A 15,094-nucleotide genomic window follows, 5' to 3' on the forward strand; every position below is an offset into this window, starting at 1 on the left:
TAAAATATTATATGCTGATGAAAACTCTGCTCAAGTTCCTGCCTGTACTTTTATTGTTTTTCGTCTTTTCCTGTAAAGACAAAGACAAGCACTCCGAAACCGACAACCTTTTCAAATTCAAGGATTATATTTCGTATAACACTTACGGAAACCAATCCATAACAACGGCCATTCGCGTTGAACTTGCAAAACCATTGGAGCAATTTGAGATGACGCAGGAACTTTCAGCTGATGATTATTTAAAAATTTCCCCATCCACAAAAGGAAAACTAATTGTTGAAAACGGCAAAACACTAATCTTCCAACCTTCGGAATATTTAAAACCGGATACAGAATATACTGTAACCGTAAAACTGAATAAATTTTACGAAGACATTTCAGCGGATTTTAAAACCTATACTTTCAGTTTTCACACCATTACCCCAAATTTTAAGGTTGAAGTAGGAAAACTTCAAAGCTATAGCAAGCAATGGCAATATGTTGAAGCATCTATTGAAGCGTCGGATGTAATTTCATTGGAAAAAGCGAAGCAATTAGTTTCGGTTTCGCAAGATGGAAAAAGTTTAAAGCTGAAATGGCCAGCGGAAGCTGCTGACGCCAAATATTTCAATTTTAAAATTGACAGTATCAACCGAAAAATAGACGATTCCGAAATCATTATTAAATGGGATGGCAAACCAATTGATGCTGAAAACAAAGGTGAAAATACATTTGCAATTCCAGGTCAAAACAATTTTACAATCATTGACATCAGTAGTACGTTGGCACCTGCCGCGCTTTTGAGCATTAATTTTTCCGATCCTTTGCTGGAAAATCAGGATTTTGCAGGCTTGGTAACTATTGAAAACACGCAGGATTTACGGTACGAAGTCAATGGAAATGTACTAAATGTGTATCCGCCAAACCGCGTGGTTGGCGATGTAAAAGTCACCGTATTTACAGGAATAAAAAACACGGAAGGTTTCGGATTGAAGAAGGAATTTTCAGAATTGGTTTCCTTTGAACAGTTAAAACCCGCCGTTCGGATGATTTCAAAAGGCGTCATTCTTCCAAATTCTACTTCAACGCCGGTTTATTTTGAAGCGGAAAATCTTTCAAAAGTCGATGTTCGCATCATTAAAATTTACGAAAATAACGTGTTGCAATTTCTTCAAAGTTATAATTTGAATGATAACAATACCTACGATATTAAACGCGTGGGAAGACGAATTGCCAAAAAAACCATCACCCTTCAGAATGACAATTTGGGCAACAACGGCAATTGGAAAGCCTACGCCATCAATCTTTCGGAATATTTTAAGGCAGATCCCGGCGCTATCTATCAGTTGGAACTCAGTTTTAAAAAGGATTATATTACTTACGATTGTGCCGAAATGATTTCGGAAGAAGATAATTCCGAAGATAACGGATATTCTGATGATTATTACGAAGATGACCCCTATTATGCCAACGATGCCACCGAAGATGAGGAACTACGCGAAGAGCGCTATTGGGACAATGAAATTTACCGCTGGCGGAATTACACCTATAATTGGGAGCAGCAGGACAATCCGTGCCACCCCGCATATTACAACGAAGAGCGCGTAGTTACCGCAAATATTTTGGGCTCCGATTTAGGATTGATTGTGAAAAAAGGCAACAATAGATCGTATCATTTTTTTGCTACGAATCTTATTTCCGCAAAGCCTGAGGGCGGAGTAAAAATCAAACTTTTTAATTATCAGCAGCAATTAATTGAAACCGTTACTACAGAGAGTGATGGATCCACTCTTTACGATAGTAACAGAAATGCAGCTTTCGCCGTAGCTCAAAAAGGAAACAATTATGCCTACGTTAAACTGGAAGACGGTAACGCCCTTTCAATGAGTAATTTCGACATTTCGGGGAAAGAATTGCAAAAGGGCTTAAAAGGATACACTTACACCGAACGCGGCGTTTACCGTCCCGGTGACAGTATTCACTTGACTTTTGTGTTGAACGATAACGCAAATCCACTTCCAAAAAACCATCCGGTTACACTTTCAGTAACCGATGCCCGCGGAAAACTCGTTCAAAGAACGGTTTTGAATGCGAGTGATTCCCCCTTTCGGGGGGTGCAGGGGGGCTTCTATTATTTCCCAATCGCCACAGACGTATCCGCCCCAACCGGAAATTGGAACGCAACCGTAACCGTTGGTGGCGCACAATTCAGTCACACTCTAAAAGTAGCAACCATAAAACCAAACCGCTTAAAAATCAAACTTGATTTTGAAGATGAAATCCTCGATGCAACAAAGCCCGTAAAAGGAACCGCAAGCGCAATGTGGCTTCACGGCTCGCCTGCGCGCAATTTGAAAATTGATATGACCGCTACGCTTCGCGCCAGCAATTCCGCTTTTCCGAAATATCCGAAATACAATTTTATCGACCCAATCCGAAAATTTGAGGAGGTTGAAATTCCTATTTTGGATGCGCAACTTTCTTCGGAAGGCAGTACTTCTTTCAGCCAAAACCTGGAAGTTGGAAAGAACGCTCCCGGAATGTTGAAAGCTACTTTTTTAACGAAAGTGTACGAAGGCGGTGGCGATTTTTCAATGGATATTTTTTCAAAGGATTTAGCGCCATTCTCACATTTTGTCGGTTTAAAATCGCCCGAAGCCGGCCGTTACGGTTCTTATTTTACAGATGAAAACACAAATTTTGATGTGGTTTCCGTAGATGCCCAAGGCAAAGCTGCAGCCAATCGCGAACTGGAAGTAAAAGTCTTTAAAATTGAATGGCGTTGGTGGTGGAATCGGGGAGAAGACAATCTTTCAACCTATGAAAATTCAACCGTGCATCGTCCGGTGAAAGAATTCACCGTAAAAACCGATGGCAGCGGAAAGGGGAAATTCACAGTAAATATTCCCGAAGAAGAGGGCGGAAGATATTTAATTCGCGTAATCGATAAACAATCCGGGCACGCAACAGGGCGCATTACATATTTCTACCGAAATTGGTGGCAACGCCCAAGCGACGGTGATGCTGAAAGTGCACGAATGTTACTTTTTTCCGCAGATAAAGAAAAATACAACGTTGGCGAGGAAGCGTTTATAACCTTTCCTTCAGGAAGTGATGGCCGAGCTTTGATTAGCGTTGAAAACGGCACCGAGGTTTTAACAACGCATTGGATTGAAACCAAAAAGGGCGAAACCAAAGCTGCGATAAAAATTACAAAGGAAATGGCGCCGAATATTTATGTGAATATTTCGCTGTTACAGCCGCACAGCCAGACGAAAAATGATTTGCCAATACGGCTTTACGGCGTTATTCCGCTTTCGGTGGAAGATCCTTCAACTGTTTTGCATCCACAAATTACGATGCCAAATGTGTTGAAACCTGAGGAAAATTTCACCGTAAAAGTTTCCGAGGAAAAAGGCAAACCGATGACTTATACTTTGGCGGTTGTGGATGAAGGTTTATTGGATTTAACCCGCTTCGCAACGCCTGATATTCACGATGCTTTTTACAGTCGTGAAGCTCTGGGCGTAAAAACCTTTGATATGTATGATTACGTGATTGGCGCGTATTCCGGCAGCGTGGATAATATTTACGCAATTGGCGGTGGCGATGCGGCTTTGGGTGCAAAAAACCGAAAAGCGGACCGGTTTAAACCGGTTGTAAAATATCTTGGACCATTCGAACTCGCCGCCGGAAAAACAGCGACGCATACTTTAGTGATGCCGAATTATGTGGGATCCGTTCGGACTATGGTAATTGCCGGTGATAAAACGAAAAGTGCCTACGGAAGTGTCGATAAAACTACGCCCGTCCGTACACCATTAATGGTGCTGGCTTCGCTTCCGCGGAAATTGTCGCCGGGCGAAACCGTTACGCTTCCCGTTACCGTTTTTGCGATGGAAAATAAAGTGAAAACTGCTACGATTACTGTGAAAACTGGCGATGCATTGAAACCGAAAAATGGTGCTTCAAAAACTGTTTCTTTCAGCAGTCCGGGCGAGCAAATTGTGAATTTTGAATTCGAAGTTTTACCAACCAAGAAATTTCAAACTATTGAAGTAACCGCTTCTGGCAACGGCGAAAAGGCGAGTTATAAAGTAGAAATCGATGTGGAAAACCCGAATCCTATTTCGCAAAAAGCTATAAATTATACGTTGGATGGAAACGCTTCGCAAACCATTACTTTTGAAACTTTTGGCGTGCCCGGAAGCAATGCTGCGATGCTTGAATTTTCAACCTTGCCACCGATGGATTTTGGCAAACGAATGGAATATTTAATCCACTATCCGTATGGCTGTTTGGAACAAGTTACATCGTCGGCCTTTCCGCAGCTTTATTTAGCAGATGTTTTCGACATAACTTTCGAAAAAAAGAAAGAAATTGAGAAAAACGTAAAAGCTGCAATTGAACGTTTGGGCAGATTTCAACTCCCCAATGGCGGACTTTCGTATTGGCCAGGAGAACGGGAAGCGGATGAATGGAGTACCAATTTTGCAGGTCATTTTATGCTCGAAGCCAAGCAAAAAGGGTATGCACTTCCTATAAGTTTTATGAGCAATTGGTTGCTATATCAACAAAATGCAGCACGCCAATGGCGAAATAGTTACAAGGTTTACAATTCCAGTTTAACGCAGGCTTATCGGCTTTACACATTGGCGCTGGCTGGAAAACCGGAATTGGCATCGATGAATCGACTTCGCGAAAGCAAGGAATTGAGCAATGATGCAAAATGGCGTTTGGCAGCTGCGTACGCTTTGGCTGGAAAAAAAGAAGTTGCACAACAAATTGCACAAACGGCCAACATAAATTTTGTTCCGCAGAAGTATGATTATTACACTTATGGCTCGCCTTTCAGAAATAGGGCGATGGCTTTGGAAACTTTGGTGCTTTTGGGTGATTCGAAACAACGCGATTTAGCGATTTCTGTTGCGAAGGATTTGTCATCCGGAAATTGGTACAGCACCCAGGAAACTTCGTATGCGCTGATGGCAATGGCGAAAATGGTTGCCAAAAACGGCGGAAAAGCGATGGAACTTACGTTTACAAATGGCGGAAAATCTGTTAAGGTAAAAACCGATCGGGCCATTGCGCAGCGCGATCTTTCGTTTGTAATGGGAAGTAATTCCGTTTCTGTGACCAACTTAAAAGGAAATGTGGTTTACGTTACGCTTTCACAACATGGAAAACTTCCATTGGGAAAGGAACTTGCCGAACGACGCAATCTTTCATTGAAAGCCGAATATTTGGACGGTGTCGGGAAACCAATGGATATTTCAACTGTAAGACAGGGAACTGAAATCATTGCAAAGGTGAGTGTAACCAATACTTCCAATAATGAAATAAATAATGTGGCGCTCTCAAAAATCTTCCCAAGCGGCTGGGAAATTGTAAACACAAGTTTTTCTGAATTGGGTGGCGGCGCAAGTGGAAATGCGCGATACACAGACATTCGCGACGACCGCGTGAATTTTTTCTTCGATTTAAAGAAAAATGAAACGAAAACTTTCGCCGTGAAATTAAATGCATCCTATTTAGGAACGTATTATTTGCCCGGAACGCAGGTTGAGGCTATGTATGATAATAGCTATTATGCGAGGAATAAAGGGATGTGGGTAACGATTGAACAGTAAAATTCTTATATTTACTTATAATTAATAGTCTGAAAATGAATATTGCTGAAAGAAAAATAAAACTTGTGGAAAAAATTCTTCGTCTAGTGAACGATGAAAATGTTTCTCGTTTTGAAGAAATTTTAGAAAGTGAATCTTTAAAAGATTCAACTATAGTTGCAAAATCCGTGAATGGGCGAGAAATTTCCTTGCAAGAATATCGAGATAAAAATGACCGTGCCGTAGCTGATTATTCAGAAGGAAAATTTAAAACTTCCGCGCAATTAAAAGATAAATTCAACTCAGCTAAAAACAATAATGGATGATAAAGTTAAAGGCATCCATTGGTCTCCCGAAGCCGAACGGGATTTGGAAGAGATTTTTGAATTCTATTTTAAAAACTCCCCAAATTCTGCTTCTAAAAATATAGTAAGCATAATTACAGAAACCGAAAAAATGGTCTTTACCAAACAATGGCAGGTGGATGAGTTTGACCCAACTTGCCGAAGAGTTATTGTTAAAGGAAAATTTAGAGTCGTTTATAAAATTATAAATGAATTTATTTTAGTTACAGCCGTTTATCCTACAAAGAAAAATCCTGAAAACTTCCGAAAAGAATAAGGCATCCAAAAAAAAACTCCTTCTCTTTGCGAAGGGGGCATTGGGGCTATTATTCATGCTTTGGCTATTCTGCCTTCCATCCCCATTATTTAACGTTCCAACCGCGACCGTTGCGGAAAGTAGCACTGGCCAGATGCTTGGTGCGCGAATTGCAGTTGACGGCCAATGGCGTTTTCCACAAATGGATTCTGTGCCGGAACGGTTCGAAAAATGCATTCTTTATTTTGAGGATGAACATTTTTATTGGCATCCCGGTTTTAATCCGGTTTCAATTTCAAAAGCGCTCTGGCACAATATTACTACCGATTCCCGCCGTGGTGGAAGTACAATTACGCAACAAGTAATCCGACTTTCCCGACAAAATAAAGGACGTACTTATTTTGAAAAAGTGGTTGAAATTTTTCAAGCCACGCGATTGGAAGCGGGTTACAAAAAGAAATCAATTCTAAGTTTATATGCTTCCTACGCGCCTTTCGGTGGAAATGTGGTGGGGCTCGAAACTGCTTCGTGGCGATATTTTGGAATTCCCGCTAGCGAACTGAGTTGGGGGCAATCAGCGGCATTGGCAGTGCTTCCAAATGCGCCGTCGCTTATTTTTCCTGGCAAAAACGAAGAAATTTTAAAGAAAAAAAGAGATGGGTTATTGCTGAAACTTTTCAGAAATGAAGTGATTGATGAAACCACGTATCAATTGGCTTTGGATGAAAAATTGCCGGGAAAACCTTTGCCATTACCAGAATTTGCATCGCATTTAACCGAAAAAATAAGAAAGGAACATCACGGAAAACGCATTGAAACCACAATTGATTTTTCGCTTCAGCAAAAGGTAAATAATATTGTAAAAGAACAACATTATATGTTGGCGCAAAATCAAATAAATAACCTCGCCGTTTTGGTTTTGGATGTGAATACTCGGGAAGTTCTGGCGTACGTGGGCAATTCACCAACCACACGCGAGCACAACAATTTTGTAGATATAATTGAAAAACCACGAAGCACGGGCAGTTTATTGAAACCCTTTCTATTTACTTCAATGCTCGATGCGGGCGAAATTCTTCCAAATACATTGGTTGCTGATATTCCAACTTCGGTGAATGGGTACATGCCTGAAAACTTCGACAAACAATTTAATGGCGCAGTGCCGGCCAGCGTTGCACTTTCGCGTTCGCTGAATATTCCCGCGGTGCGAATGTTACGTGATTTTGGATTGCAGCGTTTTTATAATGTTTTGGGCAAAATTAATTTAAACGAAATAGATAAACCTTCAGATTATTACGGACTTTCGTTGATTCTCGGTGGCGCGGAAAGTAGTTTGTGGGATATTACAAAAGCTTATGCAGGAATGGCTTCAACGTTAAATTTCTTCAATAATTCTTCCAGCGAATATCGGAAAAATGAATTTGTGGAACCTGTTTATGTGAAAGAGCACGATGTCCCGATAGCTATCGGGATCGGCAAAATTCAACAAAAACCTTCCGTTTGGAATGCTGGAGCCATTTATGAAACTTTCAACGCAATGCAAAAAGTGAATCGCCCGAGCGGGGAAGAAAACTGGGAATTTTTTACCAGCAGTCAGCCGCTAGCTTGGAAAACTGGGACGAGCTACGGATTTAAAGATGCGTGGGCAGTGGGGGTAACGCCTAAATACGCAATCGGGGTTTGGGCGGGAAATGCCGATGGGGAAGGCCGTCCGGGATTAACGGGAATTCAAGCTGCAGCGCCAGTTTTGTTTGATGTTTTAAATATTTTACCGCAAAGCGGTTGGTTTAAAATTCCGTATGATGAATTGGTTGAGGTAGAGGTTTGTTCAAAAAGCGGTCATCTCGCTGGGCTTTTTTGCGATGAAATAAAAGAGGAATGGATTCCAAAAAGTGGAGTGAGAACCGAAGCTTGTCCGTATCATCAAACTGTATTTCTAGATGCTTCACAAAATTATCGGGTGAATTCGTCGTGTTATCCGCTTTCGGAAATGGTTCAGAAAAATTGGTTTGTATTGCCGCCGGTGATGGAATATTATTATGCACAACTTCATCCGGAATATAAAATTCTTCCCCCTTTTGCGTTCGATTGTTTGCAGGAAAGTGAAAAGTTAATGGCTTTTATTTATCCGAAGAAAAATGAAGCGGTTTTGCTTCCGAAGAATTTTGATGAAAACGTAAACGAAGTAATTTTCAAACTTGCCCACCGTTCTCCGGACACTACTGTTTTTTGGTATTTGGATTCGGAATATATTGGGAAGACTGAAACCTTTCACGAGTTGGCAGTTTCGCCAAAGCCCGGAAAATATTTATTGACAGCTGTGGATGCGGAAGGCAATGAGCTTCGGGAAAAAATTGAAATTAAAACGCTTCAATAATTAACCAAAAAAAGAGACTACCTAAAAATAGATAGTCTCTTTGGAATCTTATTCGAATGAATTATTGCTTCACAAATCGAACAACGCTTGATTTGTTATCAGAATTAAGTTTTACCAAATAGGTGCCCGAAGCCAAAGCAGAAACATCAATCTGTCCTACTTTTTGAATTTCGGAAGCATATACTTTTTTGCCCAAAACATCAAAAATAGCAACTTGATAGTTTGAAGAAGCATCGCTTAATTCAATTGTAATTTGTCCGTTTGCAGGGTTTGGATAAAGGCGGATATCATTTTTTTCAAATCCTTCAATTCCTGCAGTGTCATCATTATGATAACGTGCAATAACCATTTCAGAATCATCACCTGCTGCAGAATATGAGTGACCCGCTAAAATAATTTTGTTATCTGGCTGCATTGCAATTGCATATCCGTGGTCTTCTTTTCCATCATTATCTGTGCTCACTTTTCCACCATTTCCAAAGGTAGAATCCAAGGTTCCGTCAGTATTAAAACGAATCATTGCGAAATCATAATCGAACAATTTTACTGTACGACCTGCTAAAACTACTTTGTCATCTGCCTGTATTACTAAACCGTTGGCATAATTGGCTTCATCTACAATTTGCGTTGTGGCCACTCCATTATTACCATACGTGTTATCAAGACTTCCGTCTGGATTTAGTCTTGCCACTGCAAAATCATAGGCTAGTCTTGGGTTGCTTCTGATATACGTATGACCTCCCAAAACGATTTTTCCATCAGATTAAATACCCAAGGTAGTCGCTATATCGTGGTCAATACCGAAGTTAAAAGCAACCTTTCCATCGGTTCCGAAACTATTATCTAAGGCGCCATCTGTATTAAATCTTGCGATAGAAAAGTTATTGTCGGAATCTCCGGCGATATAGATTTTTCCATCATCTGCAATTATAACGGAGGCCAATACATCGCTCCCGCCAGAATTTGCTATCACAACACCGTTTGTGCCAAAAGAGCTGTCAAAAGAACCATCGGTATTAAGTCTGGCTAGAACCATATTTCCGCTAACATTATCCCAAGTTCTAGCACCAACCACGATTTTTCCATCATCTTGAAGCGCAACATCCATTCCGAATGACTTTGCAGATGGAATAGTAATGGTTGCATTTCCGCCAGTTCCGAAAGAAGTGTCTAAAGTTCCGTCGGTATTAAGACGCACCACTGTAGCTTTATAAGTTGCTGGTTCGCCTGAATCTCCAACAAGAATTATTTTGCCGTCAGGCTGAACTGTGGTAGCGGTAACAAAATTATAGGTTGGGGAAACCTGGGTAGTTGCAATTCCGTTGTTGCCAAAGGAAGTGTCTAGCACACCAGACTGTGCATAAGAAAGGGATGTTACTACTAAAAGTAGTACTAAAGAATAGAATTTGTTCTTGTTATTAGGTTTTAAAAATTTTCGCCGAAGGTATTATTTATTTTTACTTAATACCAAAATAATTTTGGTATTATCAATTGAAAATCAAACATATAAAGAGATTATATATTTGAAAAATGTCAGAGATTTATAAAATTCAAAATACGGTTTCGGAAATTAAATCTTAAAAAATTGCCTATTCAATATTTTTAAAACGAATTATTGTGAAAATGACAATGTTGTTAAAGTGCATATTAAATTATTTAACAAAAATTTAGGCCTCGATTAGTTCGGTTATTACCGAACCAATCGTATTTTTGCGCCCTAATTATAAAATTTAGTTGTTTTGACTAAACGAAAAAATTTAATTGAAAAGCTTGGCGTGCATATAGAAGGAAAGGAGCAAATTGCGCCTTTGGCCGCCAGGATTTTGGCAACGCTAATACTAACGGGCAAACAGGGAACAACCTTTGAGGCCTTGGTTTGTGAACTGGGAGCAAGTAAAAGTACAATATCTACCCATCTTACCACCTTACAAGCGGCCAGTAGAATTACATATTATACAAAATCTGGTGATCGGAAAAAATATTTCATCTTAATTCCGGATGTTATGATTCATGCCATGGCCGATATGCTAAAAAATTGGAAATGTGAACAGCGGTTGCATTTAGAAATAATGGAATATAAAAAGGAAATAAATGAATCGCTTCCCAAGGATTCCGATGAAATCTTCGATTTGGAATTTCATACAGATTACTTGGAATTTCTAAATCAAGCGAGCGCTTCTATTGAAAAACTTCAAAAAAAACTTACTGAAAAAAATACAAACAACTAATTAAATCAACAATGAAAAAGATAAATCAACTTTATTTATTTCCCATTGCTTTAGGGATTTTATTTATGCTTACTTCCTGTGGCGAAGAAAAAACGGGACAACAAGCTCCACAAGCGTTACCATTTCCGGTAGTTACCGTACCTACAAAAACGGTTACCGCTTATGCTACTTACCCAACCAGTTTAGAGGGTATAATTAATAGTGAAGTTCGCGCAAAAACTTCCGGTTATATTACACAGGTTTTGGTGGACGAAGGAGAAAAAGTAAAAAAAGGGCAAACACTTTTTAGGTTAGAAACCCAGGCATTGAGTCAAGATGCGGCTGCTGCCAAAGCTAATGTGAATGCCGCACAGGTGGAGGTTAATAAACTAAAACCACTCGTTGAAAAAAATATAATTAGCGGTGTACAATTAGAAACGGCGAAGGCAAAATTGGCCCAAGCCCAAAGCGGGTATAACGCTATTGCTGCAAACATAGGGTACGCCACAATAAAAAGTCCTGTTGATGGCTATGTTGGGGCTATACCTTTTAGGGAGGGTGCTTTAATTAGCCCAACCTCTCAAATGCCTTTAACAACGGTTGCTAATATTGAAAAGATATATGCTTTCTTTTCACTAAATGAAAAAGCGTATTTAGATTTTATTGAAAAGAACGAAGGTAGCACCTTAGAGGAAAAAATTAAAAATCTTCCGAAAGTGCGGTTAGTACTAGCCAATGGAAGTCTTTATGATAAAGAGGGAACTATAGAAACTATAAACTCGCAGGTAAATCCATCTACCGGTACAGTGTCTTTTAGAGCAGTTTTTGACAACCCAAATAGAATTCTGTCAAGTGGTTATAGTGGAATAATACAACTTCCAAATACCTATGAAAACGCAACGGTTGTACCTGCCTCCGCTACGTATGAAAGACAAGGAATAACGTATGTGTATAAAGTACAAGGCGATACTCTTGCAACAACTAGCGCTATTCAGGTAATAGACCGTGTAGATAACATGGTAATAGTAAAAGAAGGCATAGCGCCAGGCGATAAAATTGTTGCGAAAGGAGTTGGAAAACTACGAGATAAAACTCCTATTGTTGCTCAGTCAGCTAGCTTTGATAGTATTGCACAAGGATTAGAAAAAGTATTTAAATAATAAAAGACCATGATAAAGAAGTTTATAGAAAGACCCGTTTTATCGAGTGTCGTTTCCATTATAATATTAATATTGGGGGTTTTAGGTATTACAACTCTGCCCACCACCCAATATCCAGAAATAGCTCCACCAACGGTACAGGTTTCTGCAAATTATCCTGGGGCTAATGCGGCAACTGTTCTTGAAAGTGTAATTGTTCCTATTGAAGAACAAATTAATGGAGTAGAAGGAATGACCTACATTACTTCTACCGCAAGTAACAATGGTAGCGCTAGCATTAATGTGTTTTTTGATCAGGATGTAGATCCGGATATTGCAGCAGTTAACGTTCAAAACCGTGTGGCTCGCGCAAGTTCATTATTGCCATCAGAAGTAACGCAATCTGGCGTAATAACTCAAAAACAACAAACGAGTGCCTTAATGTTCCTTACAGTATATTCGGAAAATGAAAATTACGACGGCACTTATATTCAAAACTATCTAAACATTAATGTTCTTCCAGAACTAAAAAGAATTAATGGAGTTGGTGGTGTTAATGTATTTGGTGGTAAAGATTACGCAATGCGTATATGGTTAAAACCAGAGAAATTAGCTGCATACAACCTAGAACCTGCAGATATTACTGCAGCTATCCGTGAACAGAGTAGAGAGGCTGCAGCTGGTTCCTTAGGACAAAATAATGCAGAATCTTTTGAATACGTTTTAACTTACAGTGGTAGATATAAAGAAGCTTCACAATATGAAGATATCGTAATTAAATCATTGGGCAGTGGTAAGTTTCTTACCCTAAAAGATGTAGCCGATGTAGAATTAGATGCACAAAACTATGGCTCCATTTCATTTACAAATGGAAACCCAGGCGTTAGTATGGCAATTTATCAAACAGCAGGATCTAATGCTCAAGAAATTATCCGTACAGTTCATGAGAAGTTCAAAGTAATGGAAAAAGATTTTCCAAAAGGAGTAAAATATATTGTAAACTTCGATTCTAATGAGTTTCTAGAAGCTTCGATAAGTAAAGTAATTACCACATTAATTGAAGCATTTTTATTAGTGTTTTTAGTAGTGTTTATCTTCTTACAGGATTTTCGTTCTACATTAATTCCTGCAATTGCAGTTCCTGTATCTATTATTGGAACTTTCTTTTTTCTCAATTTGTTTGGTTACTCAATCAATCTACTTACACTGTTTGCACTTGTTTTAGCAATTGGTATTGTAGTAGATGATGCAATTGTAGTTGTAGAGGCGGTACATGCTAAACTTGAAGAAGGGGCCCAATCTGCACTAAAAGCAACGCATTCGGCAATGGATGATATTACGGGCGCTATTATATCAATTACTTTGGTTATGGCGGCTGTGTTTATACCTGTAACTTTTATTACCGGACCAACAGGTGTATTTTACGAACAATTTGGCGTTACTCTTATTGTGGCAATTATAATTTCTGCGGTAAACGCGTTAACACTGAGTCCGGCATTGTGTGCTATTTTTCTAAAAACCCACGATGAAGAAGTTAAAAAGAAAAATTTATTAGGTCGTTTTTTCAGTAAATTCAATACTGCATTTACAGTAACAACTAATAAATACGTTAGATCATTAGGTTTTTTATATAAACACAAATGGATTAGTGGTGCTTTCCTTATTTTATGTGTAGTCGGAATTGTTTGGGCCTCCAATACTACGCCCACAGGCTTTGTTCCAGACGAAGATAGAGGACTTATTTTTGCGAATATTGAGCTTCCAGCTGGTGCTTCATTAGACCGAACTGTTGGAGTAACTAAAGAATTACAAGAAAAAATTAAGAATGTTCCCGGAATTAGAGATATTTCGTTAGTAAATGGTTTTAGTATTATAAGTGGTTCGGGAAGTAACTACGGTATTGGGTTTATTAAATTAGATAATTGGTCTGAAAGAAAAGAGGATAGTAAATCGGTAGAAGCTATTACCGGCCAACTATTCGGAATTGCTGCAAGTATTCCGGACGCAAAAATTTTATTTTTCCAACCTCCAAGTGTTCCAGGATTTGGAATATCTTCAGGGTTCGAGATGAAAGTTTTAGATAGAACGGGCGGTAGCTTTAACGACCTGAGTGCGGCAACCCAAACCTATCTGCAAGAATTAATGCAACGGCCGGAAATTATGTATGCCCAGTCTTCATTTAATACCGATTATCCCCAATACGAAATAGATGTAGATATTACTAAAACAAAAGAAGCCGGAATAAGTGTAAGTTCCATTCTTACAACCTTGCAAGGCTATATAGGAAGTATTTACGCAGCAGACTTTTCTCGATACGGAAAACAATACCGTGTTTTTGTACAAGCATTGCCAGAAGATAGAACTTCTGTTGAAAGTTTAAATCAAATGTTTGTTCGTAACGCTATGGGCGAAATGGCTCCTATTACCGAATTCATTTCTTTAAAAAGAGTTTACGGGCCCCAATCGGTAACCAGATTTAACTTGTTTAACTCTGCAAGCGTAAACGGTGCAGCAGCACCAGGATATTCTTCGGGAGATGCTATTAAAGCAGTGCAGGAAGTTAGTAAAAACTTACCTCAAGAATACACCGTGGCATTTTCAGGACTTACGCGTGAAGAAATATCATCCGGGAGTCAAACCACCTTTATTTTTATTTTGGTTTTACTATTTGTGTACTTTATCCTAGCGGCGCAATACGAAAGTTTCTTAATTCCATTTTCAGTAATATTCTCTGTGCCAGTTGGGGTTTTTGGAGCCTATATTGTTACTAAATTTGCGGGATTGGAAAATAATGTTTACTTCCAAATCGCGTTGATAATGCTCATTGGGCTACTCGCCAAAAACGCTATTCTTATTGTAGAATTTGCCCTTCAAAGACGCAGAACAGGACTCTCTAGAATGAATTCAGCTTTTGAAGGTGCCAAAGCAAGACTTCGCCCAATTTTAATGACGTCTTTTGCTTTTATCGTGGGTCTTTTACCACTTGTATTTGCCTCAGGTATCGGTGCTCGTGGAAACAATGCAATTGGTACCGGAGCCGTTGGAGGATTATTAATAGGAACCATTTTTGGAGTATTTGTTATTCCTATCCTTTACATTTTCTTCCAATGGATTCAAGATAAAATGAATAAAACCCCAGACACTTTTGAAGTAGAGATTCAAGATGAAAAATAAAAGAAATCA

9 protein-coding genes and 1 pseudogene are annotated in these 15,094 nt (G+C 39.2%); 7 read left to right on the plus strand and 3 right to left on the minus strand.

Annotated features, from left to right (window positions below):
• Positions 1-17 precede the first annotated feature (17 nt).
• Genes QCQ61_RS04895 through pbpC form a run of 4 tightly spaced genes read left to right on the plus strand, consistent with a single transcriptional unit; the run spans position 18 to position 8,565 of the window.
• On the plus strand, positions 18-5,609 hold the full coding sequence (locus QCQ61_RS04895; protein ID WP_279449658.1) for an alpha-2-macroglobulin family protein: 5,592 nt from the start codon (positions 18-20) through the stop codon (positions 5,607-5,609).
• Positions 5,610-5,644: 35 nt separating this feature from the next.
• Positions 5,645-5,914 (plus strand): hypothetical protein, encoded by a 270-nt coding sequence (locus QCQ61_RS04900; protein ID WP_279449659.1) that lies wholly within the window; start codon positions 5,645-5,647, stop codon positions 5,912-5,914.
• On the plus strand, positions 5,907-6,209 hold the full coding sequence (locus QCQ61_RS04905) for a type II toxin-antitoxin system RelE/ParE family toxin (protein ID WP_279449660.1): 303 nt from the start codon (positions 5,907-5,909) through the stop codon (positions 6,207-6,209). Before QCQ61_RS04900 ends, QCQ61_RS04905 begins: the two co-directional genes overlap by 8 nt.
• A 55-nt stretch (positions 6,210-6,264) precedes the next feature.
• A complete protein-coding gene (gene pbpC / locus QCQ61_RS04910; RefSeq protein WP_279449661.1) occupies positions 6,265-8,565 on the plus strand; it encodes a penicillin-binding protein 1C in 2,301 nt (766 codons plus the stop codon).
• A 61-nt stretch (positions 8,566-8,626) separates the two neighbouring features.
• On the opposite strand, the gene QCQ61_RS04915 is transcribed toward pbpC, so the two are convergent.
• The 3 genes and pseudogenes from QCQ61_RS04915 to QCQ61_RS15500 all read right to left on the minus strand — a co-directional run.
• Positions 8,627-9,316 (minus strand): T9SS type A sorting domain-containing protein, encoded by a 690-nt coding sequence (locus tag QCQ61_RS04915; protein ID WP_279450230.1) that lies wholly within the window; start codon positions 9,314-9,316, stop codon positions 8,627-8,629.
• Positions 9,317-9,328: 12 nt separating this feature from the next.
• Positions 9,329-9,673 carry an NHL repeat-containing protein gene (locus QCQ61_RS15495; protein ID WP_347814831.1) on the minus strand — a complete coding sequence of 115 codons (345 nt, stop codon included), beginning with the start codon at positions 9,671-9,673 and terminating at the stop codon, positions 9,329-9,331.
• A gap of 33 nt (positions 9,674-9,706) precedes the next feature.
• Positions 9,707-9,925 (minus strand): annotated as a pseudogene (locus QCQ61_RS15500) (delta-60 repeat domain-containing protein); the annotation flags it as partial.
• A 379-nt stretch (positions 9,926-10,304) separates the two neighbouring features.
• Between QCQ61_RS15500 and QCQ61_RS04925 the strand changes: the two are divergent.
• From QCQ61_RS04925 to QCQ61_RS04935, 3 genes are read left to right on the plus strand one after another with little or no spacing between them, the layout of a single operon-like run.
• A complete protein-coding gene (locus QCQ61_RS04925) occupies positions 10,305-10,793 on the plus strand; it encodes a GbsR/MarR family transcriptional regulator (RefSeq protein ID WP_279449663.1) in 489 nt (162 codons plus the stop codon).
• 11 nt (positions 10,794-10,804) lie between these two features.
• Entirely contained in the window at positions 10,805-11,932 is a 1,128-nt protein-coding gene (locus QCQ61_RS04930) for an efflux RND transporter periplasmic adaptor subunit (protein ID WP_279449664.1), read from the plus strand.
• A gap of 9 nt (positions 11,933-11,941) precedes the next feature.
• Positions 11,942-15,085, plus strand: coding sequence for an efflux RND transporter permease subunit (locus QCQ61_RS04935; RefSeq protein WP_279449665.1), 3,144 nt, complete (start codon positions 11,942-11,944; stop codon positions 15,083-15,085).
• Positions 15,086-15,094: the final 9 nt, after the last annotated feature.

It is taken from the genome of Aequorivita marisscotiae (assembly GCF_029814825.1).
GTDB lineage: Bacteria > Bacteroidota > Bacteroidia > Flavobacteriales > Flavobacteriaceae > Aequorivita > Aequorivita marisscotiae.